At 67.9% G+C, this 24,025-nt stretch carries 22 protein-coding genes and 2 pseudogenes; 13 read left to right on the forward strand and 11 right to left on the reverse strand.

Features of this window, described 5'->3' with window-relative positions; all coding sequences use genetic code 11:
- Nucleotides 1-15 precede the first annotated feature (15 nt).
- A complete protein-coding gene (locus ABZ552_RS25505; RefSeq protein WP_350356440.1) occupies nucleotides 16-846 on the reverse strand; it encodes an IclR family transcriptional regulator in 831 nt (276 codons plus the stop codon).
- Between the two features lie 223 nt (nucleotides 847-1,069).
- Here ABZ552_RS25505 and ABZ552_RS25510 point away from each other — a divergent pair, with 223 nt between their 5' ends.
- The 6 genes and pseudogenes from ABZ552_RS25510 (at nucleotide 1,070) to ABZ552_RS25535 (ending at nucleotide 4,215) form a co-directional block, all read left to right on the forward strand.
- Nucleotides 1,070-1,576, forward strand: a complete 507-nt coding sequence (locus ABZ552_RS25510) for a flavin reductase family protein (protein ID WP_281918311.1) — start codon at nucleotides 1,070-1,072, stop codon at nucleotides 1,574-1,576.
- A 93-nt stretch (nucleotides 1,577-1,669) separates the two neighbouring features.
- A complete protein-coding gene (locus ABZ552_RS25515) occupies nucleotides 1,670-2,812 on the forward strand; it encodes a Rieske 2Fe-2S domain-containing protein (protein WP_281918312.1) in 1,143 nt (380 codons plus the stop codon).
- An 11-nt stretch (nucleotides 2,813-2,823) separates the two neighbouring features.
- Nucleotides 2,824-3,051, forward strand: a complete 228-nt coding sequence (locus ABZ552_RS25520; protein ID WP_281880045.1) for a hypothetical protein — start codon at nucleotides 2,824-2,826, stop codon at nucleotides 3,049-3,051.
- Between the two features lie 104 nt (nucleotides 3,052-3,155).
- A pseudogene (locus ABZ552_RS25525) lies at nucleotides 3,156-3,793 on the forward strand (FAD-binding oxidoreductase); the annotation flags it as partial.
- 29 nt (nucleotides 3,794-3,822) lie between these two features.
- Nucleotides 3,823-4,008 (forward strand): annotated as a pseudogene (locus ABZ552_RS25530) (2,3-dihydroxybiphenyl 1,2-dioxygenase); the annotation flags it as partial.
- Nucleotides 4,009-4,068: 60 nt separating this feature from the next.
- Nucleotides 4,069-4,215 (forward strand): DUF1059 domain-containing protein, encoded by a 147-nt coding sequence (locus tag ABZ552_RS25535; RefSeq protein ID WP_159840470.1) that lies wholly within the window; start codon nucleotides 4,069-4,071, stop codon nucleotides 4,213-4,215.
- 22 nt (nucleotides 4,216-4,237) lie between these two features.
- Here ABZ552_RS25535 and ABZ552_RS25540 read toward each other — a convergent pair whose 3' ends face one another.
- Nucleotides 4,238-4,837 (reverse strand): TetR/AcrR family transcriptional regulator, encoded by a 600-nt coding sequence (locus ABZ552_RS25540; RefSeq protein WP_281880047.1) that lies wholly within the window; start codon nucleotides 4,835-4,837, stop codon nucleotides 4,238-4,240.
- Nucleotides 4,838-4,902: 65 nt separating this feature from the next.
- On the opposite strand from ABZ552_RS25540, the gene ABZ552_RS25545 reads away from it, so the two are divergent.
- Nucleotides 4,903-6,198 (forward strand): DUF3533 domain-containing protein, encoded by a 1,296-nt coding sequence (locus ABZ552_RS25545; RefSeq protein WP_281880048.1) that lies wholly within the window; start codon nucleotides 4,903-4,905, stop codon nucleotides 6,196-6,198.
- A 15-nt stretch (nucleotides 6,199-6,213) separates the two neighbouring features.
- Here the strand turns inward: ABZ552_RS25545 and ABZ552_RS25550 are convergent, their stop codons facing one another.
- A complete protein-coding gene (locus ABZ552_RS25550) occupies nucleotides 6,214-8,445 on the reverse strand; it encodes a glycoside hydrolase family 3 C-terminal domain-containing protein (protein ID WP_357440219.1) in 2,232 nt (743 codons plus the stop codon).
- Nucleotides 8,446-8,926: 481 nt separating this feature from the next.
- Between ABZ552_RS25550 and ABZ552_RS25555 the strand changes: the two genes are divergently transcribed.
- A complete protein-coding gene (locus ABZ552_RS25555) occupies nucleotides 8,927-11,830 on the forward strand; it encodes a UPF0182 family protein (protein WP_357440222.1) in 2,904 nt (967 codons plus the stop codon).
- A 31-nt stretch (nucleotides 11,831-11,861) separates the two neighbouring features.
- Here the strand turns inward: ABZ552_RS25555 and ABZ552_RS25560 are convergent, their stop codons facing one another.
- The 5 genes from ABZ552_RS25560 to ABZ552_RS25580 form a co-directional block, all read right to left on the reverse strand.
- Nucleotides 11,862-12,413 (reverse strand): DUF2165 domain-containing protein, encoded by a 552-nt coding sequence (locus tag ABZ552_RS25560; RefSeq protein WP_281880054.1) that lies wholly within the window; start codon nucleotides 12,411-12,413, stop codon nucleotides 11,862-11,864.
- Between the two features lie 242 nt (nucleotides 12,414-12,655).
- Entirely contained in the window at nucleotides 12,656-13,171 is a 516-nt protein-coding gene (gene msrA / locus ABZ552_RS25565; RefSeq protein WP_281880055.1) for a peptide-methionine (S)-S-oxide reductase MsrA, read from the reverse strand.
- Nucleotides 13,168-13,623: a peptide-methionine (R)-S-oxide reductase MsrB gene (msrB, locus tag ABZ552_RS25570; protein ID WP_281880056.1), complete on the reverse strand. Its 456-nt coding sequence runs from the start codon at nucleotides 13,621-13,623 to the stop codon at nucleotides 13,168-13,170. The genes msrA and msrB overlap by 4 nt, the downstream gene beginning before the upstream one ends.
- 113 nt (nucleotides 13,624-13,736) lie before the next feature.
- Nucleotides 13,737-14,897: a hypothetical protein gene (locus ABZ552_RS25575; RefSeq protein ID WP_357440227.1), complete on the reverse strand. Its 1,161-nt coding sequence runs from the start codon at nucleotides 14,895-14,897 to the stop codon at nucleotides 13,737-13,739.
- Nucleotides 14,898-14,908: 11 nt separating this feature from the next.
- Complete coding sequence (locus ABZ552_RS25580; RefSeq protein ID WP_281880058.1) at nucleotides 14,909-15,835, reverse strand: metal-dependent hydrolase; 927 nt, start codon at nucleotides 15,833-15,835, stop codon at nucleotides 14,909-14,911.
- Between the two features lie 231 nt (nucleotides 15,836-16,066).
- Between ABZ552_RS25580 and ABZ552_RS25585 the strand changes: the two genes are divergently transcribed.
- Nucleotides 16,067-16,687, forward strand: coding sequence for a TetR/AcrR family transcriptional regulator (locus ABZ552_RS25585; protein ID WP_281880059.1), 621 nt, complete (start codon nucleotides 16,067-16,069; stop codon nucleotides 16,685-16,687).
- Nucleotides 16,688-16,787: 100 nt separating this feature from the next.
- On the opposite strand, the gene ABZ552_RS25590 is transcribed toward ABZ552_RS25585, so the two are convergent.
- Nucleotides 16,788-17,105 (reverse strand): hypothetical protein, encoded by a 318-nt coding sequence (locus ABZ552_RS25590; protein WP_357440289.1) that lies wholly within the window; start codon nucleotides 17,103-17,105, stop codon nucleotides 16,788-16,790.
- 263 nt (nucleotides 17,106-17,368) lie between these two features.
- Between ABZ552_RS25590 and ABZ552_RS25595 the strand changes: the two genes are divergently transcribed.
- On the forward strand, nucleotides 17,369-18,592 hold the full coding sequence (locus tag ABZ552_RS25595) for a cytochrome P450 (protein WP_357440231.1): 1,224 nt from the start codon (nucleotides 17,369-17,371) through the stop codon (nucleotides 18,590-18,592).
- Nucleotides 18,593-18,767: 175 nt separating this feature from the next.
- Here ABZ552_RS25595 and ABZ552_RS25600 read toward each other — a convergent pair whose 3' ends face one another.
- Nucleotides 18,768-19,226 (reverse strand): helix-turn-helix domain-containing protein, encoded by a 459-nt coding sequence (locus ABZ552_RS25600; protein WP_281880062.1) that lies wholly within the window; start codon nucleotides 19,224-19,226, stop codon nucleotides 18,768-18,770.
- Between the two features lie 114 nt (nucleotides 19,227-19,340).
- Between ABZ552_RS25600 and ABZ552_RS25605 the strand changes: the two genes are divergently transcribed.
- A complete protein-coding gene (locus ABZ552_RS25605; protein ID WP_281918318.1) occupies nucleotides 19,341-20,249 on the forward strand; it encodes an NADP-dependent oxidoreductase in 909 nt (302 codons plus the stop codon).
- Between the two features lie 270 nt (nucleotides 20,250-20,519).
- On the forward strand, nucleotides 20,520-22,322 hold the full coding sequence (locus ABZ552_RS25610; protein ID WP_281918319.1) for a CocE/NonD family hydrolase: 1,803 nt from the start codon (nucleotides 20,520-20,522) through the stop codon (nucleotides 22,320-22,322).
- A 97-nt stretch (nucleotides 22,323-22,419) separates the two neighbouring features.
- On the opposite strand, the gene ABZ552_RS25615 is transcribed toward ABZ552_RS25610, so the two are convergent.
- Nucleotides 22,420-23,199, reverse strand: coding sequence for an SDR family NAD(P)-dependent oxidoreductase (locus ABZ552_RS25615; protein ID WP_281880068.1), 780 nt, complete (start codon nucleotides 23,197-23,199; stop codon nucleotides 22,420-22,422).
- 115 nt (nucleotides 23,200-23,314) lie between these two features.
- Between ABZ552_RS25615 and ABZ552_RS25620 the strand changes: the two genes are divergently transcribed.
- Nucleotides 23,315-23,998 (forward strand): TetR/AcrR family transcriptional regulator, encoded by a 684-nt coding sequence (locus tag ABZ552_RS25620; RefSeq protein WP_281880069.1) that lies wholly within the window; start codon nucleotides 23,315-23,317, stop codon nucleotides 23,996-23,998.
- The last annotated feature ends 27 nt before the right edge of the window (nucleotides 23,999-24,025 follow it).

The following is a 24,025-nucleotide window of genomic DNA, read 5'->3' on the forward strand; positions in this document are numbered from 1 at the left end:
ATATGCGGATTCGAACTATCGCCAGCGCGCCCGGCGCGGGAACAGCGTCCGGCCCGCCTCGTGCGAGATCTCCAGCAGCACCCGCGCGAGCTTGTCGAAACTCATCGCCTCGGCCCGCCCGGACAGCGACAGCGCCGCGGGGGCCGTGCCGCGACCGCGCAGCGGCGCTGCGACACAGGCGATTCCGTCCATCGATTCCTCGCGGTCCAGCGCCACGCCCTGGCGCAGCCGGATCTGGGCCAGCGCGCGGTGCAACGCGTCGGGCTCGGTGATGGTGTGCGCGGTCAGGCGCGGCAGCCGGGAATGGAAGGCGGCTTCGGCGATGCTCGGTTCCAGGGCGGCCAGCATCGCCTTGCCCAGGGCCGTACAGTGCGCGGGCATGCGGCCGCCGAGGCGGGTCGGCAGCGTGGCGGCCAAGCGGCCACCGGCCTTGTCCAGGTAGACGACCTCGCGTCCGTCGAGCACCGCGAGGTGGCCGACCATGCCGGTGCGCTGGCACAGCTCGTGCAACAGCGGACTGACGGCGTCGCGGATCTCGTTGTGATCCGCGGTGAGCCCGCCCAGCTCCAGGGTGCGCATGCCGAGCCGGTACCCGCCGGACGTGTGGGCCAGCCAGCGCAGCCGGATCATCTGGTCGAGGATCCGATGGACCGTCGAGCGCGGCAGGCCGGTGCGCTCGACCAGGCCGAGCAGCGTCAGCGTCGGCGTGGCGGCGTCGAACGCGTCCAGGATGAGGGTCATCCGCTCGATCATCGAGACGGGGACGTCCGTGGGGCCGGATTCGGCGCTTCCGGGCCGGGCGCGGTGAGGCGCCCGGGTGGCTTCGGGCAGCATGGTGACGGTCATCTGAACCTCCGTCGGTCACATTCGGGCAGGTCGGCCAGGCACTACCTGCCCGGACTCCTGTGTCTCCCATCACACTGACGAATTCGCGACCGGGATGAATCGGGAGAACTACGTAGCTTCCACGGATCTGTATCTCGGTGACCGGACCCCGTTCTTGACCTCCCGCGGGCGGCAGCTGCTGTCATAGCTGTCAGGTATATGCCTGGTCGAAATAGGAGGCCCGATGGAACCGGTGCTCGAGATGGACGGATCGCCGCTGGACGTGCGCGACTTCAAAGCCGTGCTGGGGCGCTTCTGCACCGGCGTCACAGTGATCACCGCGCACTCGGAAGACGGGCCGGTCGGATTCACCTGCCAGTCGTTCTCGGCGCTGTCGCTGGAGCCGCCCGCGGTCTGCTTCTGCCCGGCGCGCACGTCCACGTCGTGGCCGCGCATCCGCGCGGTGGGCCGGCTCTGCGTCAACATCCTGGCCCACGACCAGCAGGACATCTGCCGTCGGCTCGCGCGCAGCGGCACGGACAAGTTCGCGGGGGTCGACTGGGAGCCTTCGCCGAACGGCTCGCCGCGGCTGGCCGGAAGCATGGCGTGGCTGGACTGCGAGGTCGAGCAGGAGGTCGACGGCGGTGACCACACCATCGTGATCGCGCGCGTCACCGCCCTGTCGGAGCACCGTGAAGCCGCGCCGCTGCTGTTCTACCGCTCCGCGTTCGGGCGGCTCGATGGAGCCTGAGCGCCTCCCGGCCAGTGGGACTGCGCATTTCCGCCCCCGCATGCCGAACCGAAATATCGAGGTGACAAACGTGCGCGAATTGTGGAGGAACCGATGACTACCGACACCGAGGTCCGAGTGATCGACGCGGGCGCTCCGCCCGCCCGGTACGCGCGCGGCTGGCACTGCCTGGGCCTCGCGCAGAACTTCCGGGACGGAAAACCGCACACCGTCGAGATCTTCGGCACCGAACTGGTGGTCTTCGCCGGTGCCGGCGGACAGCTCCACGTGCTGGACGCCTACTGCAGGCATATGGGCGGGAACCTGGGCGACGGCCGGATCAAGGGGGACTCGCTCGCCTGCCCCTTCCACGACTGGCGCTGGGGCGGCAACGGCCGCTGCACCGGCATTCCCTACGGCCGCCGCGTGCCACCCCGGGCGCGGACCCGTTCGTGGCCGACCCTCGAGCAGAACAAGCAGCTGTTCGTATGGAACGACCCAGAGGGCAATCCGCCCCCGGAACAGGTGACGATCCCGCGCATCGAGGGCGCGTTCAGCGACGAGTGGACCGACTGGACCTGGAACACCATGACGATCGACGGCGCGAACTGCCGCGAGGTGATCGACAACGTGGTGGACATGGCGCACTTCTTCTACGTGCATTTCGGTTTCCCGACCTACTTCAAGAACGTCTTCGAAGGTCACATCGCCGGTCAGTACATGACGTCGGTGTCACGCGAGGACATGATGGGGGAGACCGCGAAGGCGCTGGGCGGCAAGAATGTCCTGCACTCCGACGCCTCGTACTACGGCCCGTCCTACATGATCGATCACCTGCGCAGCGAGAGTGCGGGACTGACGGTCGAGGGCGTGCTCATCAACTGCCATTACCCCGTGTCACCCACGAAATTCGTGCTGCAGTACGGCGCGATCGTGAAGAAGCCCCACGGCGTGTCACCGGAGCAGGCCGAGGACATCGCGGCGAAGTTCGCCGGCGGTCTGGGCCGCGGCTTCGAGCAGGACGCGGCGATCTGGCAGCGCAAGACCCGCATCGACAACCCGCTGCTGTGCGAGGAGGACGGGCCGGTCTACCAGTTGCGCCGCTGGTACGAGCAGTTCTACACCGACGTGGCCGAGATCGACCCGAAGATGACCGACCGTTTCGAGTTCGAGGTCGACACCACCCGGGCGGTCACGGCCTGGGAGGCGGAGGTCGCCGAGAATCTCGCCGGGCAGCGCGCCGCCGCCGGAGCCTGAGCGAGATCGCGATGGAACGGATCACCTGCCGTACCTGCGACACCTGCGTGCTGGTCGAGAAGTACAGCCCGCAGCACACCAGCGTGCAGTGGACCACCGGCGCGGTGGCGGCGTGCGCCGAGTTCGCCGGGGCGGACAGCGCGCGGGTGCGGACCTGCGTCGCGCTGCGCGACAGCATCGATGCCGCCGTCGCCGGGGGTCGCCTCGGCATCGCCACCCGGGACGGGGACGTGCCGTGAGCGCGGCACACGCCGTGGACGACCGGAGAGGAGACAGAACAGTGGATCGGGCGGCCGTGGTGACGACGCAGGTTTCCGGCGACACCGACAGCCACCCGAGCGCGATGGTGCCCCTGCGCGTGCTGCAGGTGATCCGGGAGACCGACGATGCGGTGTCGCTGGTACTGGATCCGGCCTCTGGAGAGTCGAATTCGATCGCCTATCGGCCGGGTCAGTTCCTGACGCTGCGGATACCGAGTGAGCTGACGGGTTCGGTCAGCCGGTGCTATTCCCTGTCGAGTGCGCCGCATGAGGAAGGGCCGCTGAAGGTCACCGTCAAGCGAACGCCCGACGGCTACGGATCGAATTGGCTGTGCGACAACGCCGTCGCGGAACGGTTCTGGACGCGCTGCCGCCCGCCGGTGTCTTCACTCCCGCGTCGCTCGACGGCGATGTGCTGTTGTTCGCGGCCGGCAGTGGGATCACCCCGGTGCTGTCGATTCTGAAATCGATACTGGCCGCCGGGGCCGGGCACTGCACGCTGATCTATGCCAACCGCGACGAACGATCGGTGATCTTCGCCGCCGAACTCGCCGATCTCTCCGCCCGCTATCCCGGTCGCCTGGTCGTGGTGCACTGGCTGGAGAGCGTGCAAGGGCTGCCGACCCGCGCGCAGCTCGCGGCGCTGGCCGGACCGTGGTCCGCGCGGGAGGCGTTCGTCTGTGGCCCCGGTCCGTTCATGGACGCGGTATCCGCGGCGCTGATCGGACTGGGCGCCTCGTCATGCGCGCGGGCTACCCGCTGTCGTCGACGCTCGGCAGGCACACCAACGACAAGATGATCTCCTTCTACGTCCGCACGCCCGGTGGCTGGGATCTCGAATACGGCACCGAGGGCATGCTGGTCGACGAATCCACCTACAGCGCCGAGGAGATCACCGCTGACAGCTACTGGGGCCACGAATGGTCGCGCGGCTGACTCGGCGGGTCTGCCACGCGGCGGCGTCCTAGACTGTCGATTCGAGGAGGAAGGACGCTGATGAAGCGAAATCTCAATTGCCCCTGCGGAGAGCGGATCGTCGGAACCGACGAGGACGATCTCGTGGCCAAGACGCAAGCCCACCTGGCGGAGAACCACCCCGGGCACGAGTACTCGCGCGACGAAATCCTGTTCATCGCGTATTGAGCGACGAGGGCTGCGCCCGGACTCACGCTCTCGGGCGCAGGCCTTCGATCATGTGGGTGGTGGTTTCGTCCACCAGTTCGTCGGCGGTCTCCGCGGCGATCACCCCCGAGCCGACGAAGGTGGCCAGACCTTGTAGCGCGGCGACCGCGGACAGCGCGATGCGCCGCGGATCGCCCGCGATCACTTCTCCCCGCTTCTGCGCTTCGGTGATGAGCGCGACCGGCGTCGCGAACGCCGCGTCCACGGCCCGGGACATCGCATCGCCCGCGGCGGGGCTGTGCCTGCGCGCGAACATCAACGCGACGAGTTCCGAATTCTCGGTCGCGAAGTGGAGATAGGTCCTGGCGAGGGCCCGGATGTGCCCGTCGGCCGAACGCGCGGCCGCCGTCTGCTCCAAGGCGGCGGCGAGACGTTGGAATCCGGACACCGCGATGGCGTCCAGTAGCGCCTGCTTGTCCTTGAAATGCCGGGTCGGAGCGGCGTGACTGACTCCGACGTCACGGGCCAGTCCGCGCAGTGACAGGCCGTCGACGCCGGATTCGCGCAGCGTCGCCTCGGCACGCTGGAGCAGCTCGGCCCGCAGGTCGCCGTGGTGGTAGGACCGGCTTCGAGTGATCGGCATGGTGTATGCAGGATAACAAAATGTAGGCGTTGCCTACTTTGTAGGCAGTGACTACATTGACTCGCATGACGGTTCGGACCTTCACCGCCCCGATCGCAGTGCTGACGGTCTTCGCGGCGCTGCTGGGCACGATGTACCTCGGCTACGCGAGCAATACCGAGAAGAACCTGCACGACTTTCCGATCGCCCTGGTCAATCAAGACGTCGGCGACACGCTCGACGGCAAGCCCGCCAATGTCGGCGCCCAGGTCACCGACGCACTGGTCGCGGGTATGCCGGCGGACAAGATCGACCTGCACGTCGTCGGCATCGCCGAGGCGCGCAAACAATTGCAGCAGGGCGAGGTCTACGGCGCGATCGTCATCCCGTCCGATTTCACCAAGCGGCTGGCGATCCTGGGCGCGGGCGCCGTGGTGCCCGGGCAGATCGAGCGCCCGGTGATCACGATCAACACCAACCCGCGGATCGGCCCTTACACGACCGGCATCATGCAGCGCATCGCCGATCGTGCGCTGAGCCAGGTGGACGAGACCGTCGGCAAGAACCTGACCGACCAGGTGAACTCCGCCCTCGCCGCGGGGCCGGGCACGCCGGTCGAGGTCAGTGGCGCCGCCCGCCTGATGCTCGCCGACCCGGTGCAGATCGTCACCGCGCCGTATCGTCCGATGGACGACGGGGCGGGCCAAGGCCTGGTCGCCTTCTTCTACACCTTGATCCTGCTGCTGGCGGGCTTCACCGGAGCCATGATCATCCACACGCTCGTCGACTCCGTCCTCGGATTCACTCCCACCGAGTACGGCCCCTGGTTCGTCCACCCGCCCGCCACCGGGATCTCCCGGCTCCGCACTCTGCTGGTGAAGTGGGCGGTCATCATCACCGCGGCGCCGATACTGTCCGGGATATTCCTCGCCGTGGCCGCGGTGCTGCGGGTTCCGCTGGACAACCCACTGCTGCTGTGGCTCTACGGCATCCTCGCCATCGTCGCCGTCGGCGTGACCGCATTGGCCGTCCTGGCCACATTCGGGACCGCCGGACTGCTGGTCAACCTGATCCTGTTCGTCGTCCTCGGCCTGCCGTCGTCGGCCGCCACGGTCCCGCTGGAGGCGACGCCCGCCTATATCGCGAAGCTGGCCGCCTTCGAACCGATGCACCAGATCTACCTGGCCGTGCGCGCCATCCTCTTCTTCGATGCCCGCGCCGAAGCCGGTTTCGGTGCCGGGCTGTGGATGACGTTGCTCGGTCTCGGCATCGGCTTGGCGCTCGGTGTCACGGCCACGTACGCCTACGACCGCCGCGGACTGCACCGCGCGACAGCGCCCGGCAGCGCCCCGGTCGTGGGTGCGCCCGCTGTCGCCGGGTGAGTCGGAACCGGGTGATCAGTCGTCGGCGGCGGCCAGGAGCGCGTCCAGCCGCTCCGGGTCGACGCCGAAGCCGGTGAGGCGGTCGAGCGGGATGGAGGCGATCATCCGCATCATGTCCACGCCGAGCGCCGTCGCGTCACCCATGCTCGCGGACATGTCGCCGAACACTTCGGCCAGCGCGGCCGCCGCCTTCGGATCGGCCAAGGCCTCGCCGAGCGTCGACTCCGCCGTGATCGGGATACGCAGTTCGTCTCCGGCGACGTCGATCGACGCGGTGGCGCGCAGGTCACGGCTGGACGCGCCCGCCCACACCTGGTAGGCGCCGCCTTCGACGACCCAGCGGTCGACCCGAGTGTCCCAACAGGCCAGATCGTCTCGCGGAAGAAGCAACGAGACCTCTTCGCGCGCACCGGGTTCGAGTTCGGCGGTGACTGCGACACCCTTCAGTTCGCGGGCGGGACGCGCGACGGACGAGCCGGGCAGCGTCGTATACACCTGCACCACTTCCCGGCCTGCGCGCGAGCCCGTATTGGTGATGCCGACGCGGACCGTGATCCCCGCTTCGCCTGCCTCGAGGGCCAAGTCGGAGTAGTCGAACGTGGTGTAGGACAGTCCGTGCCCGAACGGATAGCACACGTCCATATCCCGGCTGTCGTACCAGCGGTAGCCCACGTACAGGCCCTCGCCGTAGCGCACGTGCGAATGCTCGCCGGGGAAGTTCAGATAGGCCGGGGTGTCCTGCAACCGCATCGGCACGGTCTCCGCGAGCCGTCCCGACGGATTCACCACGCCGAACAACACGTCGGCGAGTGCGCCGCCCCCGGCTTGGCCGAGTAGCCCGCCATCCAGGATCGCGGGCGCGAGGGCGGCTACCGGGGCCAGCCGCACCACGCCGCCGTGCGCGAGGACCACCACCGTGTCCGGTTGCGCTCGCACCACCGCGTCCAGCAGTTCGAGCTGCTCACCGGGCAGCTCCAGGTGCTCTCGGTCGAATCCTTCGGATTCTTGCGCGGCGGCCGAGCCGAGGAACAGGATCGCCACGTCCGCATCCCGGGCGGCGGCCACAGCGTCCGCGCGCAGCGCGTCGTGGTCGGCGTCGGTGCGGTTCGTGGTGAATCCGGGACTGTAGGAAACGGTTCCGGCGCCCGCGAGCGCGCGGATCTCGTCGAGCGGCACATCGAGCCGGGTCGGGTTGACGTGCGAGCTGCCGCCGCCCTGGTATCGCGGTTCCACCGCGAATTCGCCGATCACGGCGACCGAGCGCCCCGGGGCGAGCGGCAGGAGGCCGCGGTCGTTCCGCAACAGCACCACGCAGCGTGCGGCGACCTCTCGGGCCAGGCGGTGGTGCTCGTCCGCGGTGTACCGCGTTTCGTCCTGCTCGCGTCCGGCTGCGACCCGTGCCGCCAGTGTCGCAACGTTCCGCGCGGCGCGGTCGACGTCGGCCGGGTCCAGTGTGCCCGACGCCATCTCCGCGACCACTCGTGCGTCGGAGATGCCGGTGCCGCCCGGCATCTCCAGATCCAAGCCGGCCGTCACGGCCGCAGGACGGTCGGCCACCGCACCCCAGTCCGAGATCACCGCGCCGTCGAATCCCCATTCGCCACGCAGCACGTCGGTGAGCAGCCATCGATTCTGCGCGGCGGGCACACCGTTGATCCGGTTGTAGGAGCACATCACCGTCCACGGCCGGGCGGTGCGCACGATGTGGGCGAACGCGCGCAGGTATATCTCGCGCAGCGGGCGCGGGTCCACGTCGGAACTCGACCGCATCCGGTCGTGTTCGGCATTGTTGGCGGCGAAATGCTTCAGGGAGGCGCCCACTCCGGTGCCCTGCACACCCGTCACCCATGCCGCGCCGAGCAGACCGGTCAACAGCGGATCCTCCGAGTAATACTCGAAATTGCGGCCCCCGCGCGGATCGCGCTTGATGTTGACTCCTGGCCCGAGCAGCACGTCCACGTCCAGTGCGCGGGCCTCCCGGCCCAGCGCCGCGCCCACTCGGCGCACCAACTGGGCGTCCCAGCTCTGCGCGAGCCCGACCGCGGGCGGGAAGCAGGTGGCGGGCAGGCTCGCGGCCAACCCGAGGTGATCGGTCGCGCCGGCCTGCCTGCGCACACCGTGCGGGCCATCGGTCATGGTCACCGAGATGACGGGACCGATCGCCTTGGTGGTCCAGAAGTCGGCGCCGCTGCCGAGCGCGGCGCGTTGCTCCGGGGACAGATCGGTGAGGTCGGGTTCGCTCGTCATCGAGGCTCCTCGGGTCGAGACCGGTACCGAAAACAGTATGCGAGCTCTACGCCCTTTCTCCGTCGAAGCGACCCCGCCTGGCCACCCGCCCACGAGTATTTCCGCGACCGCTACCGCACGGTCCGCGACGCCCTCACCCGCGCTGTCGCCGACCTCCGCGAAGCGGGCCGCCTGTCGGCAGATCTGGGACCCCGATCGCTGCGCCGTGCTCGCCATGGCTCTGCTCGACGGACTGCAGACGCAATGGCTGTACGACTCGGACGTGGACATGGCCGACCACGTGGCCGCCGAAACCTGGCGCACCCGGCTGTCGGCAAGGTCGTGCACGACGGTCTCGCGGCCGCGCCGGCCGGATCGTTCGCGGCCCGCGAACCCGTGCGTGATCGGGCACGATGCTGCGACCCGCCCCCGGTAGTATCGGGCTTGGTGGTTCGCCTCGGCCGTCCCTCGCTCGGCCGGGCGGCGGCCACGGGAGTGGGAGATGAGCGCGCGCGACGGCCCCAGCCTGCGGCGGTTGCATCGCAGCACCCGGGTGCTGGTGATCGCCGCCACGGTGTTCGTCGTGTCGTTGCTGGTCGTTCCCCGGCTGATCAGGGCCTATGTCGGCTGGCTGTGGTTCGGCGAAGTCGGATTCCGTGGTGTCTGGCTGACCGTGCTGCTCACGCGGCTGTCGGTGTTCCTCGTCATCGCATTGCTCATCGGTGGCGTCCTTTTCACGGCGATGTGGCTCGCGTTCAGATTCCGCCCGCTGTTCGTTCCCGAGTCCGAGGAAGAAGACAGCCTCCGCCCGTATCGGGCCGCGGTGCTCCGGCGGCCGCTGCGGTTCGGTCTCGGCGTCGCCGCCACGGTGGGGCTCATCTGCGGCCTGGCCGCGCAGTCGAGCTGGATGACCATCCAACTGTTCCTGCACGGCGGGTCCTTCGGTGTGTCGGATCCGCAATTCGGTCACGATGTCGGGTTCTTCGTCTTCGACCTGCCCTTCTACCGATTCGTCGTCAACTGGCTGTTCATCGCCGTCGTCCTCGCCTTCGTCGCCGGGCTGGTGACGCACTATCTGCTCGGCGGACTGCGGCTGTCCAGGAAAGCGGGCGGCCTGACCCACTCGGCCCGCGTCCAGCTCGCGATCTTCGCCGGCGCGTTCATCCTCTTGAAGGCGATCGCTTACTGGCTCGACCGGTATTCGCTGCTTTCCAGCCGCAGCAAGGAGCCCACCTTCGCGGGACCGGGCTACACCGACATCAACGCGGTGCTTCCGGCTCGCCTGATTCTCTTCGCGATCGCCCTCATCTGCGCCGCGGCGGTCTTCGCCGCCGTCGTCGTGCGCGATTTGCGGATTCCGGCGATGGCCGCCGCGCTGCTGCTGTTGTCGTCGATCCTGGTCGGCGCCGTCTGGCCGTGGGCCGTCGAGCAGTTCTCCGTCCGCCCGAACGCCGCCGACATGGAGCGCGTGTACATCGAACGCAACATCGCGGCCACCCGGCAGGCGTACGGGATCGGCGGCGATCGGGTCGAGTACCAGCCTTATTCCGGCGTCGGTAGCAAGCCGCCGTCCGAGGTCCCCGCGGACGTCACCACGCTCGCCGACGTCCGCCTGCTGGACCCGAACGTCCTCTCCCGGACGTTCACCCAGCAGCAACAGCTGAAGAACTTCTACAGCTTCCCACCGCATCTGGATCTGGACCGCTACCGCATCGGTGGGCAACTACGCGACTACGTGGTCGCGGCGCGCGAGCTGACCCCGAGCGCGCTGAGCGGCAACCAGCGCCATTGGGTCAATCGGCACACCGTCTACACGCACGGGAACGGATTCGTCGCCGCACCGGCCAACCGGGTGAACGCGGCGGTCCGCGAGGCCGCGGGCGACGCCGCCAGCAGCAACAGCGGGTACCCGATCTACGCGGTCGGCGACATCGCGTCGCAAGCGTCCGGTCATCAAGTGATCCGAGTGGATCAGCCGCGGGTGTATTTCGGCGAAGTGATCGCCCACGCCAGTCCGGACTACGCCATCGTGGGCGGCGGCGCCGAGCCCCGGGAGTACGACACCGACACCACCAAATACACCTACACCGGCGCGGGCGGGGTGCCGATCGGGAATTGGCTCAACCGCCTCGCCTTCGCCGTGACGTACACCGAACGCAACATCATCTTCTCCAAGGCGATCGGTCCCGAGTCGAAGATCATCTTCAATCGCGATCCGCGCCATCGCGTCGAACTCGTCGCCCCGTGGCTGACCACCGACAACAACCCCTACCCAGCCGTCGTGAACGGCCGCATCGTGTGGATCGTCGACGCGTACACCGCGATCGACGGCTATCCCTACGCCAAGCGCAGCTCGCTGGAAGCCCTCGAACCGGGGGACGACAACCCCCGCGGGTCTCCCCGTCAGGTGTCCTACGTGCGTAACTCCATCAAGGCCACCGTCGACGCCTACGACGGCACGGTCACGCTGTACCAGGTCGATCGGCAGGATCCCGTCCTGGCGGCGTGGATGAAGGTCTTCCCCGGCACGGTCGAACCCGAGGAAGCGATCACTCCGGAGTTGCGCGCCCACTTCCGGTACCCGGAGGACTTGTTCACGATCCAGCGGGAGATGCTCGCCAAATACCACGTCGACGAACCGCGAGAGTTCTTCACCACCAACGCTTTCTGGTCGGTCCCCAGTGACCCCACCGTGGAAACCAACCCGCACCAACCCCCGTTCTACGTCCTGATCGGCGATCAGAGCAGCGCCGAACCGTCGTTCCGGCTGGCCAGCGCGATGGTCGGATACAACAGGGAATTCCTCTCCGCCTACGTCTCGGTCCGCTCCGACCCCGAGAACTACGGCAAGATCAGCGTGTTGCAGCTGCCCACCGACACGCTCACCCAGGGCCCGCAGCAGATCCAGAACTCGATGATCTCCGACACCAGAGTGGCCTCCGAGCGGACACTGCTCGAGCGCTCGAACCGGATCCAGTACGGCAACCTGCTCACCCTGCCGATCGCCGACGGCGGCGTCCTCTACGCCGAACCGCTTTTCACCGAGCGGATCTCGACCGCACCGAACGCCTCGACGTTCCCGCAGCTGGCGCGAGTGCTGGTCAGCTACCGCGAACCTGGCACGGGCGGCGTCCTGGTGGGCTACGCGCCGACCCTCGCCGAGGCGCTGGACCAGGTCTTCGGTCCCGGCACCGGCCGGCTCGCCACACCACCCGGCGGCGGCCCAGGCGCGCCACTGCCGCCAGGTCAGCAGCCCGCGCCGCCGCCGGCAGCGCAACCGCCCGCGCAGGCGCCGCCGCCGGATCGCGCGAAGATCGCCGAACTCAACGCGCAGATCGACGAAATCCGGGCCGCCCTGGAACGTCTGCAGAAGCAGCTCAACGAACTCGAGCGCAACGGTCGCTGACGTTCGCGTCCTGGACCTGTCGACTGCGGCCCTACTCGGATTCGGCTGCGGCCGAGGCGCTTTCGACGGACGGGGCAGGCCGCGCGTCCGGCAGGTGGACGAGGATCAGGCCGACGCCTGCGATCAGGAAGTTCTGCAGCGCGGCCGACGACGCGTTCACGTCGTCATTGGCCCACATGCGGAACCACTCGCCGCCGACGGTCAGGAACCCGCCCGCGAACAGCATCACCGCCATGGTCCAGCCCAGGCTCGACAATTTCGCCGCCACCTCGAGTCCGGCTCGGATCCGGCGCGGCCGTCCGCTCAGCGCCCGCACCCACGCCGCTCCCGCGGCCAGCAGCACGAAGGCGATCAAGAATTCCCAGATCACCACCAGGATGTAGGCGACGAGCGCGACATTACCGTTGGTGATCGCGCGCCAGTCCGTTCCCGGATTGTGGATGGTCGCCTTCATCGACAGCACCGCCGCCACGCCGTTGCGGTTGGTGTCGGTGTCCACGCAGTTGGTGAACGCGACGAACAGGTAGTAGAAGCCGGTGATGGTGGCCAGTGTCGCCACCGCCATCCGACGGCTGCCCACCACATCGAGAACCTTTGCGCCGCTGCGCATCATCTGGCCTACCTCGGGTCGATGGCATGGATGTCCGGACTTGAAGGCGTCGACGATCGTATAGGCCGCCGAACGCGGTCTCTCCCCACAGCGGGGGAGCCGGATCGCGTCCGAGCCCGGAAACGCGGCGACTGCGCCACCGGGCACGGTGACGCAGTCGCATACTGCGGGCTCGAACGTCTCAGCGGGGGCGCGATCCCGCCGAGCTGTCCGTCTTACTGTGCGGTGGTCTGCCGCTTCGGCAGCTTCCATCCCGGCCGCGGGAAGTGGCAGGTGTAGCCGTCCGGGTAGCGCAGCAGGTAGTCCTGATGCTCCGGCTCGGCCTCCCAGAACTCGCTCGCCGGCGTCACCTCGGTGACCACCTTGCCGGGCCACAGGCCCGAGGCGTCCACGTCGGCGATGGTGTCCAGGGCGATCCGCTGCTGGTCGTCATCGAGATAGAAGATCGCCGAACGGTAACTGGTCCCGATGTCGTTGCCCTGACGGTCCTTCGTCGTCGGATCGTGGATCTGGAAGAAGAACTCCAGCAATTCCCGGTAGTCCGTCCGGGCCGGGTCGTAGACGATCTCCACGGCCTCCGCATGGCCCGGGTGGTTGCGGTACGTGGGATGGTCGTTGCGCCCACCGGTGTAGCCGACGCGCGTCGACACCACCCCCGGCTGCTTGCGGATCAAGTCCTGCATGCCCCAGAAGCATCCACCGGCCAGAATCGCCTTCCGCGTGTCGGTCACGCCTCCTCCTTCGCGAAGAGAGTCCTGTACTGCCCGTAGCCTTCCGCCTCGAGGTCGTCGAGGTGGATGAACCGCAGCGCTGTCGAATTGATGCAGTACCGCAAGCCGCCCGCCGCGCGGGGACCGTCGGTGAACACATGCCCGAGATGGCTGTCCCCGAACGCCGAACGCACCTCGGTCCGGACCATCAGATGACTGAAGTCCCGCTTCTCCACCACGTTCCCGGCTTCGAGCGGTTTGGTGAAACTCGGCCATCCCGTGCCACTGTCGAACTTGTCGACCGAGGCGAACAACGGTTCACCGGAGACCACGTCCACATAGATGCCCGGCTCGTGGTTGTCCCAGTACTCGCCCGTGAACGCCCGCTCGGTCCCGTTCTCCTGAGTGACGTGGTACTGCTCAGGGGACAAGGCGGCGACCGCCGCAGGATTCCGGTTGTACTCCCGTGCCACATGACCTCCTCATATCGGCCCCAGGTACAACCCGCGCGCCCGGCCGGAAAATCCCGGCGAGCCGGGCGTCACACCCCGCTGCGGCCGCCCGTGCCCGGCAGTTCGGTTCGCGGCTACGCCGTGGGGCTCACGGTGGCTTCCGCGGCTGCCGGAGCAGCGCTTTCCGGTGCCTTTCTCCGCGGCACCGTGAACACGGCGAACAGGCAGAAGATCGCGACGACGAAGCAGGCGAGGGTGTACCACAGATTTCCGATAGGGTCTCCTTCGCCGGTCACCCCGTCGACGGCTCCGAAGAAATCGGGCAACGCGGTCACCCAGAGGAAAGCCATCACGCACAGGTACACCGCGCTGCAAATACGGATGAAGTCGTTCCGATAGGGCACTGCGTCCGCCGCGTCGCGCCGTAGCCGTAGCCATTGGCCGCAGAGAACGACGACGGCGACAACGGTGACGACGACCAGTTCGGCGGCGTAGAGAATTCCGCGCACAGTCGTGCTACCCATGCCGAATACCGTCGCGGGAATGGGCAGCACGGCGGTGCCCAACGACGCGAGTACGCCGATGACGATCGTGCGCCCTACCAATTGCGGGCCGGAGAAGATTCGTCCCCGGTCGACGTGGCGGCCGACGAACAATTGGACGCAGAACGCGAGGGACATCGGCCACAAGGCGGCGAACACGACCACACTCGGGAGCGGCACGGAATCGAACATCGGCTGATTCATCGGGTTGTCGGTCGACCACTCCCACCAGCGCAACTGCGGGCCGAGATGGTCGAAGATCTCGTAGAACGCGTGGTGGACGAAACCCACGCACACGGATCCGACGAGAACCCCGTACTGCCGGAATACCCCGAGCATCCTGACGATCTCGAACGCCAGCGTGGCCATGAACGGGTAGATCGCGATGATGTAGAGCGGTAATCGACCCCAGAGAAATTCCACGGTGAACAGGTTGTGCGCGAACATCGTGTCGACGTGCGCGTCGATGCCGAACGCCGCGGGAAAGTACAGCGGTGGCTCGATGATGAACAGATACGCGGTCGCGCCGAACCAGAGCACCAGATTGGTGGGGTCGCCATGGCGGCGTAATCGCACGATCGCGTAGACGAGCGCGAGGATGGCGCCCAGGACGATGGTGAACTCGAGGACGGGCAGCGTCCAGTTCTCCAACGCGAACGGGTTTCGTATCTCGACCGGTCCGCCCGCCTCCTCGCATGAGAAGCCGAGCGCCGTGGCGAGCCGGTCGAAGGTGGGTGCGCAATGATCAGCCATCGGTCCGGCTCCTAGCGCGCGACCGCGTCGGCGGTGTACCAATGTGAGACGTCGTAGCCGGCTTCGTAACGCTCGAACCACACGTCGGCGAGCGCGGGCAGCTTCTCGTGATCCGGGTTGTGCTTGGGCAGCTGGCTGCGGATGATGCCCACGAGAGCCACGAGTTGCTCGCCGAGCGGGAGATGGTCGAACGCGCGCGGCATCGGGCCGTTGTCTTCCGCGTGCAGAAACGGCAACCATTTACGCAGCTTCTGCCCGCGCCGGTACGTCGCGAACATCGATAAGGCGTCGACCTTTCGTTCCTCCAAGGGGACATGCTTGTTGAAGCCTGCGCAGGCGACCCTGATGACCTTCATCACGTGACGGAAGATCGACGGCGCCATCCGCATGCGATACACGTCGCTTCCGACGACAGAATCGAAAATGATCAGCGCGGAACTGCGGTGTTCGACCTCCTCGACGAAGTGCCAGATGAACAATGACGCCACGCGGTCGTCTCCCGGCCGGAACAGGGTCGAGTCGTTGTCCAGCATCAGTTTGAACACCGGGGTGAAGGTCGCCTCCAGATCGGCGGTATAAGCGAGCCGGTATTCGACCGGAGTGTTCACGGTGAGGCGATCGAATTCCCCGATCACTTCGTTGAGCGTCTCTTGCAGCCCCGGATAGCGCCTGATCAAAGCGTTGGCGTGCTGGCGGTGCGCGGTGGAGTGCTGCCCCTCCTGGCGCACGAACGCGTCGGCTTCCTCGGCGACCTCCGGATCGGTGATCAGCGGCATGGCCTCGCGGATCATGTTGACGATCATCTTCTCGAAGCCGATCGCCAGGAAGGACACCGCGTTGGCCATGGACGAGAAGGCCGGGTTCTCTTCGTTCCACAGGAAGGGCACGTCGTAGTCCGCGAATGCGAAGCGCATCTTCCGGACTTGCAGATCGGTCACGTGGTTATACCTCGACTTTCGAAATGAACCGGTCCGGCGGCACCACTCGGATGCGCCGAGCCGTGGTGGAGCTGATCATACACACGACTGTCCGAGTGTATGATCAGAATCGACGCGTCGACCCGGGGCGCGATCGCCTTGTGATACGGTCGAGCCCTTGATCCGGATGGTCGGCAGGCGCTCCATCCAGCGGGTTCGCAAGCGACGGGCTTCGAGTCGAGGAAGCGGGCAGTGGCAGGAAGGCGCGGGTGGGGCGGGAGTCCGCCGAAGGACGACGAGGAAGCCTCTCGCCGCATCGTCGACGCCGCGGTCGATCTGATCGGGCGGACGGGTTCGGAGATCAGCATCGCCGACGTCGCCGAGTCGCTGGGGGTCATCCGGCAGACGGTCTACCGATACTTTCCCAGCGCCGACGCGCTGATGACGGCCGCGGCGATGGCGTCGGTCGACGGTTTCCTCGATCGGCTGACCCAGCAGGTCAGCGGTATCGAGGACGCCGTGGAAGCGATGACCGAGGGCGTGGTGTACACCTTGGCCGAGGTGCGCCGAACGCCGCATCTCGGCATCTTGTTGTCGAGCACATACTCGAACGTGCACCCGGAGAGCCTGACCTCAGAGGAGGCGCAGGCCTTCGGGATGACGATGATCAAACGCTTCGACGTCGACTGGGCGCGCTACGGGTACGACGACGAGTCGCTGCACGAACTCGTCGAGTACGTTCTGCGCACGATGCAGTCGTTCTTCATTTCCCCGGGCAATCCGCCGCGTGGAGAGGACGACCTGCGGCGCTATCTCCGACGGTGGATGGGGGCCGCGATCCTCGCCCAGATGAAGCCCTCGGCGAGCGTGTAGCCGGAGCGATCGTCGCAGAGTATCGCCGCGCGCACAGCGGCGGCAACGAACCGGGGCGTCTCGCGGTGGCCCCTTCCGGTGCCCGATGGGGACGTGGCGGTCAGCTGTTGTCGTCGAGGCGGACGTTGACGAAGACACGGCCGCGTTCATCGCGTCGCGCTACCGCGTGTCCGCGCCTATCCACGCCGTGCAAATGCAGCGTGATGGGTCCGCCCTCGCCCAGGAAGTTGCGCCACCAGGTCTTCTTGTCCGGCATAGCGACTCCGATGACGAGCCCGTCTCCCTTGCGCCAGTAGTTGACGGGTGTGCTGAATGTTCGCCCGGACCGACGGCCCACATAGGTGATCACCACGAATCCCTTGCCCAGCAGCCGCCCGAGCACCGGCGCGCCGAGTAAGGCGGCCACTCCGGCGTTCACCGCATGTACAGCGCGTCCCGCCACCGTCTTCGATCCCACGACTTCCTCCCGAACATCCGGCGAACACCGTCACCCTAATCGCTACCGCGAAGACGAGCTCGATCCAGGAGTGGGGAAGCGCACCATATTTCCGTTTTGCGACGCCCGGCTTCTGGTTGGAGGCAGGAATCGCCGATTGGTCGGCCCGCCCGGTGAGCGCGGCTCGATACTCGTGCACGACCGTCGTCACGACGGCCGGAGGCGAACGCACAGAAGGGAAACCGATGACAACCAGCCTGCCCGCATTCCCCGCGGCGAACGAGGATCTGCTGGACACCTGTATCCGGCTCCGGGAGATCGCGCCGGTGGTCGAGGTGGAATTCCCCGGCGGCGTACCCGCCTACCTCGCACTGACGCACGACGCGGTACGCGAGATCCTCGCCGGAGACAACAAGACATTCGCGCGGGATCCGAAGCATTGGCCCGCCCTGCACGACGGTTCGATTCCGGAGGACTGGCCGCTGCGCGCCGTCGTGCAGGGCGACCATCTGTCCACCAAGGACGGCGAGGACCACCGGCGCCTGCGCGGCCTGATCAGCAAGGCGTTCACGCCGAGCCGGGTACAGGCGCTGGAGCCGCGCGTGCAACAGATCATCGACAAGTTGCTGGACGAGGTGGTGGCCGCCGGTGACGGCGTCGATCTGGTCCCCACCTTCACCGAGGCGCTGCCCATGGCGGTGATCTGCGAGCTGTTCGGCGTGCCCGAACAGGAGCGGGATCGGCTGCGGCGCTGGACGGCTACCCTGCTGGCGCACACCACGCCGCCCGAAGAGGCGTTCGCGACCCAGAACTCGCTGATGACCTACCTGTACGAGCTGGCGGACCGGAAGCAGGCGGAGCCCGGCGACGACCTCACCACGGGCCTGGTGCAAGCGCGCGACCAGGACGACAAACTGACGGCCGACGAACTGGTCGCCGTTCTGTGGATCATGCTGGTGGCCGGCCACGAGACCACGGTGCACATGCTCGGACACGCCATCCTGGCGCTGGCGCGACACCCCGATCAGCTCGCCCTGGCCAAGGCGGAGGACCGCTGGGCCGATGTGGTGGAAGAGACTGTGCGCTACCGCCATTCGGTGATGATGACGAGCTGGCGGTTCACCCTGACGGAAGTCACCGTTGGCGGTGTGACCATCCCCAAGGGTAAGGCGGTCGGTGTCGCCTACCAAGCCTGCGGGATCGACCCGGCGGAGTACGGGGAGACCGCGAACGAGTTCGACATCACCCGGCGCCAGCGGGGCGGACATCTCGGGTTCGGCCACGGCCCGCGCTACTGCATCGGCGCCGGCCTGGCCCGTCTCGAGGGCAGGCTCGCGCTCGCCTCGCTCTATCGGCGGCTGCCGGACCTCGAGCTCGCCATCGACCCCGCCGAGATCCCGTACTCGCCGTCCTTCTTCACGGTCGGCCCGCTCTCGATCCCGATCAAACTGGGTGCCGACAAGAAGTGAGTCCTGCTCGACGCGGCGACCGGTCCGGCGGTCTACGGACTCGCACGGTGCCGCTTGCCGCGTCGCGCGCACATTCCGTCAGTGGACAGCGTGGTGAACGCATGCGCATAGCCCTCACCGACTGAGCGTTCTCCGCCATCACAGCAGTCGAGGGGCATGAGGACGGCGCTCGAAGTCAGCTCACCGCTTCCGGCGTGGGGGATGCGGTGTCGTATCTCTCCCGATTGGCGAGCACCTCGTCCATATGGCTCTCCGCCCACACCTTGACGCCGCGCATGATCTCGTGCAGCGAGAGCCCCAGGTCGGTCAGTTCGTAGGTGACCGTGACGGGGACCGTCGGTGTGACCGTGCGAGTCAGCAGCCCGTCACGCTCGAGGGAGCGCAGGGTCTGGGTGAGCATCTTCTGACTGACCCCGGCCAGCCGCTGCGACAGCTCGGAATAGCGCAGCGCTCGCGGCTGGCCGGCGCACTCCGCTTCGGCGTGCGGACCGTCGCTGCCCAGCGCGGCCAGCACCAGCGCCACCCATTTGCCGGAGATGCGGTCGAGCAGCTGACGGCTGGGGCACTGCGCGAAGAACGCGTCGTAGTCCAGCTTCTCCTGCGCCCGTCGCTGGGCTGCCGTCCTGGTCGGCATCGGCCTTTCCTTCCTACCGCGCGGTGGTATACGCACTTCGAAGTGCGTACTTCCTGTTGGAGAGTTACTCGCCCATTGTGGGGTAGCAGTACCCACAACTCCAGGAGGCAGCACATGTCCACCACATTTCGCGCCGCGGTCGTCCGGACGCCGGGCGGCCCGGACGCCATCGAGATCATCGACGTACCGGTCGTCGACCCGGGCCCGGGTCAGGTCCGGGTCGCGATCGCCGGGGCCACGGTCAACCCCGTCGACTTGGCGATCGTCGCCGGGGTGTTCCACGAACTCGGATTGATCGACCAGCCAGAGCACACCGGCCTGGGCTCGGACTTCGCGGGCACCGTCACCGCGGCCGGTCCGGATGTCGGGTTGCCGGTAGGCAGCCGCGTCGCGGGCTTGCTCGGCGGATTCGACCGCGACTTCGGCACCTACGCCGAACAATTGATCGTCTCGGCAAGCGACATCGTCGCGGTGCCCGATGGACTGGACCTGATCGCGGCGGCCACGGTGCCGCTGAACGGCTTGGCCGCGGCCCAGACGGTCGACCTGCTCGGCGACGGTGGCGGCCGGACCCTGCTGGTCACCGGGGCGGCGGGCGCGGTCGGCGGGTACGTCGCCGCGCTGGCCCAGGATCGCGGCTGGCGGGTCACCGGACTGGCCCGCGCCGAGGACGAGGAGTTCGTGCGCGGCCTCGGCGCCGACTTCACCGCGACGGCCGTGCCCGGCTGGGACGCCGTCGCCGACGGTGCGGCGCTCCAGGGGGAGGGGCTCGCCCTTGTTCGCGACGGCGGCCTCTTCGTCGGCGTGCGGCCGGGAATGGCGCCGGCCGCGCAACGCGACATCACCGTGCGTGCCGTAGAGACGCGGTTCGACGCCGCCCAGCTCACGCAGCTACTCCACGCCACCGTGACCGGCCGACTTCCAGCGCGGGTGCACGCCACGCTACCGCTCGAGCAAGCCGCCGCGGCGCACCGCGCGGTCGCGAAGGGCGGCGTGCGCGGGAAGTACGTGCTCCGGCCCTGAGCTTCGGTGCGTGGGATCGCTTCGCCGACGAGTTCGGGCACGGCGCCGGCGGTCGGTGCGCGTGCACTCGGTCGCCGGCCCCGCCGGAGGACGGACCGCAGCTCGCCGAGCGAGCGGGCGGTAATCCAATTCTGCAACGTTTCCGCTGGTCAACAGCCGATTGCGAACGGAGAACGCCTCGCCGATTCGTCAGACGATTCATTACTTGTCATGTCACGCTGCTGCGGTCCGCAGTTCCTCGGCAACTGGCAGGAAGGATCGATGACGCGTATGTCACAAGGAGTTTCGATCGTCGGGACCACCTCGGAACAGCTCGCACGCATCGCCCGGGAAGGGGCTTGGGACCCCCAAGGGCAGGTTCGGCCGGAAGCGGTGCAGTTCGCGTCGAACTTGGTGACCGCCGTGCGGGAGCGCAGTGGCGAGGGGCTGGTGCCCGGCGACGTGGCGGACCTGGTGAACCGGGCGCTGAACGTGGCCGTGCCGACGTTCCCGCGCATCGAAGTGTCCGGCGGGATCACATTGTCGGCGCACATGCTGCGGCAGACCACCACCCAGCCGTGCCCGCTGGTGGTCTTCCCGGCGGGGTGGACACCGTTCGGATGGCCGCTGTTCGAGTACGCCTACCTCACGCTCGCGGCGAAGGGCTACCACGTACTGGCCTACACGCCGCGGGGAATCGGGTTGTCCGCCCTCCCGGGCACGAACGTGCCCTGGTTCGGCACGTCCGAAGGCACCGTCGATGTCGCCGGTCCGAAGGACCGGACGGACGGCTCCACGGTGCTCACCTACGCGATAGACGCCCTCGCGCCCAGCCGCATCGCCTTCATGGGCGAATCCTACGGCTCGGGTATCAGCCAGCTCGTGGCCGCGGAGGACGAACGCGTCGATGTCGTCGTCGCCCTGAGCACCTGGGGCAATCTCGCGACCAGCATGTACGACAACGGCACCCGCCACGTGCGGGCCGTCGAGGCGCTGATCGGCTTGACCGGCGGCGCGCAAGAGGAGAAGTTCGACGCAGAGGCGCTGGAGATCCTGGCGAAGTTCGACGCCGGTGACGACATGGATCCGGTGGTCGATTGGGGCAACGACCGCGCCCCGGAGCGCTACGCCGGTTCCCGCGAGATTCCGACCTTCTTCTCCAACACCTGGCACGAAGGACTTTTCCCGGTGAACCAGGTGCTGGAGACCTTCGAGAAACTCCCGCGGCCGAAACGGCTGAACATGTGGATCGGCGACCACGCGGCGCCGGAAGGCCCCGGCCTGATCGCTCCGCCCGCGCACGGCGCAGGACCGAACGTGCCCTTGCTCGAGGCCTATGCCTGGCTCGATCACTATCTCAAGGACGAGGACAATGGCGTCGACAAGTGGCCGGAGATCAGCAACCAGGTCATGTTCACGTACGTGACCACTCCGGCTTCGGGCGACGGTCGGAACGTGATCGTCGAACCGGCGCGCCGCGAGGAGAAGGCCTCATGGGCCGACGTCACCACCGCCACCGAATCGCTGTCCCTGACCGACGTGCGCGAGGGCGGCGACGGCGCGCTGAGCCCCGACATCGCGTCCGGCTGGCAGCGTAGCTTCGTCGTGGGCGACGAACCCGAGGTCATCGCGATGGACAAGCTCATGCGGACCGGTCAGGAAGAGTGGGCCGGGAATCCCAAGATCTACCGCACCGACGAGATAGACCGCTCATATGCCCTGGTCTGGTCGACGGGACCGCTGCTGGCCGCCCGAGGCGGCGTCGCCCGGCAGATCCGTGGCGTGCCCCGGCTGGAACTGACCGTCGACAGCTCCGACGAGTCCGCGACGGTCGTGGCCTACCTGCTCGACGTGGACGAGGACGGCACGGCCAGAATCATTACGCACGAGCCCAAGACGATCGAGTCGGGACTGCCCGCCACTGTCGCCTGGGAGTTGCAAGGCGCCGCCTACGACGTGCCGGACGGTCACCGGCTGATGCTGGTCATCGACGGCATGGACCCGTTCTATTCCAGCGTCAACCGGGTCGGGTCGACCATCACGATCAGCGCACCGGATGACGCGCCCTGCTGTTTGGAGCTGCCACTCGGCTGACCGCCGCACGTGGCCCGGGCGGGTAGCGGACCCGGGCCACGCCTGGATCGACCCGACGTCGTCCGCGCGCCCTCGGCGGGGGTCAACGGGCGGCGACTCAGGCGGGCGCGGAGATGATGCGGTTGGCCTTGGCTTTGACCGCGTCGGGCAGGACGTGGTTGGCCAGGCCGAATGCCTTGGTGAGCAGCGAGGCGGCGAAAATCTGCTGGCGGCCGCCGAGCAGGGCATCGACGCCCTGGCGCGCGACGTCGGCGGGGTCGTCCTTGGGCAGTCGGCCGATGCGAGTGCCGAGCATCCCTGCGCGGCGGAAGAAGTCGGTGTCGGTCGGGCCGGGCAGTAGCGCGGTCACGGTGACATCGGTGTCGCGGAGCTCTTCGCGCAATGCTTTGGCGAACGACTGGATGAAGGATTTGGACGCGTTGTACACCGCCTGCCGGGCGCCCGGCATCGTGGCGGCGATGGACGAGGTGAACAGCAGCTTGCCGTCGTTGCGAGCGACCATGTCGCGCACGACGAGTTTGGCCAAGTGCACCGTCGAGCGCACGTCCAGATCGATGACGGCGAGTTCGTCGTCGAGGTCGGTCTCGGCGAAGGCGCCTCCGCGGCCGATGCCCGCGTTGAGCGCGACGGCGTCCGGCTTGCGGTCGTTCTCGGTGGCCGCGCGGTAGAGCTGCTCGACGCCGTCGGCGGTTCGCAAATCGACCTGCACCGGCCGCACCTCGTGCTGCGGGTGATGCAGCGAAGCGGCGGCGGTCTTGATGGCATCGTCCTCCGCGGCGATCACGACGTCGTAGCCGTGTTCGATGAACTGCCGGGCCAGTTCGAAGCCGATACCACTGGAGGCTCCGGTGACAAGTGCTAGTGGTTTGTCGGTCATGTGCTGCGGCTACCCACTTCAGCCGTCCCCATACCCGCTGGGTCGGCGGACCGCGGCCGCGGGCGGTGGACCGCTCGTCTCGGCGTGGGCGAGACCGGCTCGGTAATCTGCAGGAGTGTCCGCCGCGCCCGCCGACGCCGACGCACCGATCGCTCCGGTGCGAGACGGAGTGTTCTTCACACTTCCCGCCGCGTTGCCGCGTGGCCGCCACAATCTGGGGCGAGAGCAGGTGCTGGCGGCGCAACGGGAACGGCTGCTGGTGGCGGTGACCGAACTGCTGGCCGCGCGCGGTTACGCCGGCTTCGGCCCCACCGACGTCGCGAAGCGGGCCGGAGTCTCGCTGGCGGCTTTCTACGACGCGTTCGCCAACAAGGACGAGTGCGTCTTCGCGGGCTACGACCGTTTCATCCAGGTACTGCTGACCCAGCTCACCGGCGCGGAGGTGGTGGGCCGGGACCGGCGGTCCATCGTGGCGGAGGCGCTCGGCCAGTACCTCGGATCACTGCAGAACGACCTGGTGGTCGCGCGGGCTTACCAGGTGGAGATCGACGCGCTGGGTCCGGCCGCGCGGCGGCGCAGGCGGAAATCGATCCGGCTGTTCGCGGAGTACATCCGCGGTCTGGTGCGAAGCGCGACGGGGAATCGGCAGCCGCTGCTGTCCGTCACCGCTTACATGGCCGTCGTCTACGCCGTACGTCAGCTCACCGCCGACGCGCTCGACGAGTCGGACGAGCCGGATCTCACCGTACTGAGCGCCGACCTGGAGCCCTGGCTCACCGATCTGTTCCGCGAACGCTGATCCGGCGTGCGCGGTAGCGCGGCCGAG

The organism is Nocardia sp. NPDC019219 (genome assembly GCF_040632645.1).
Taxonomy (GTDB): Bacteria; Actinomycetota; Actinomycetes; order Mycobacteriales; family Mycobacteriaceae; genus Nocardia; species Nocardia sputorum.

What these genes read in the sequence shown, in the direction of transcription:
- ABZ552_RS25600 (WP_281880062.1), bottom strand. Translation starts at nt 19,226, where the DNA reads ATGCCGACCAGGACGGCAGCCCAGCGACGGGCGCAGGAGAAGCTGGAC.
- ABZ552_RS25555 (WP_357440222.1), top strand. Translation starts at nt 8,927, where the DNA reads ATGAGCGCGCGCGACGGCCCCAGCCTGCGGCGGTTGCATCGCAGCACC.
- ABZ552_RS25575 (WP_357440227.1), bottom strand. Translation starts at nt 14,897, where the DNA reads ATGGCTGATCATTGCGCACCCACCTTCGACCGGCTCGCCACGGCGCTC.
- ABZ552_RS25595 (WP_357440231.1), top strand. Translation starts at nt 17,369, where the DNA reads ATGACAACCAGCCTGCCCGCATTCCCCGCGGCGAACGAGGATCTGCTG.
- ABZ552_RS25545 (WP_281880048.1), top strand. Translation starts at nt 4,903, where the DNA reads ATGACGGTTCGGACCTTCACCGCCCCGATCGCAGTGCTGACGGTCTTC.
- ABZ552_RS25540 (WP_281880047.1), bottom strand. Translation starts at nt 4,837, where the DNA reads ATGCCGATCACTCGAAGCCGGTCCTACCACCACGGCGACCTGCGGGCC.
- ABZ552_RS25615 (WP_281880068.1), bottom strand. Translation starts at nt 23,199, where the DNA reads ATGACCGACAAACCACTAGCACTTGTCACCGGAGCCTCCAGTGGTATC.
- ABZ552_RS25550 (WP_357440219.1), bottom strand. Translation starts at nt 8,445, where the DNA reads ATGACGAGCGAACCCGACCTCACCGATCTGTCCCCGGAGCAACGCGCC.
- ABZ552_RS25535 (WP_159840470.1), top strand. Translation starts at nt 4,069, where the DNA reads ATGAAGCGAAATCTCAATTGCCCCTGCGGAGAGCGGATCGTCGGAACC.
- ABZ552_RS25605 (WP_281918318.1), top strand. Translation starts at nt 19,341, where the DNA reads ATGTCCACCACATTTCGCGCCGCGGTCGTCCGGACGCCGGGCGGCCCG.
- ABZ552_RS25610 (WP_281918319.1), top strand. Translation starts at nt 20,520, where the DNA reads ATGTCACAAGGAGTTTCGATCGTCGGGACCACCTCGGAACAGCTCGCA.
- ABZ552_RS25520 (WP_281880045.1), top strand. Translation starts at nt 2,824, where the DNA reads ATGGAACGGATCACCTGCCGTACCTGCGACACCTGCGTGCTGGTCGAG.
- ABZ552_RS25510 (WP_281918311.1), top strand. Translation starts at nt 1,070, where the DNA reads ATGGAACCGGTGCTCGAGATGGACGGATCGCCGCTGGACGTGCGCGAC.
- ABZ552_RS25515 (WP_281918312.1), top strand. Translation starts at nt 1,670, where the DNA reads ATGACTACCGACACCGAGGTCCGAGTGATCGACGCGGGCGCTCCGCCC.
- ABZ552_RS25505 (WP_350356440.1), bottom strand. Translation starts at nt 846, where the DNA reads ATGACCGTCACCATGCTGCCCGAAGCCACCCGGGCGCCTCACCGCGCC.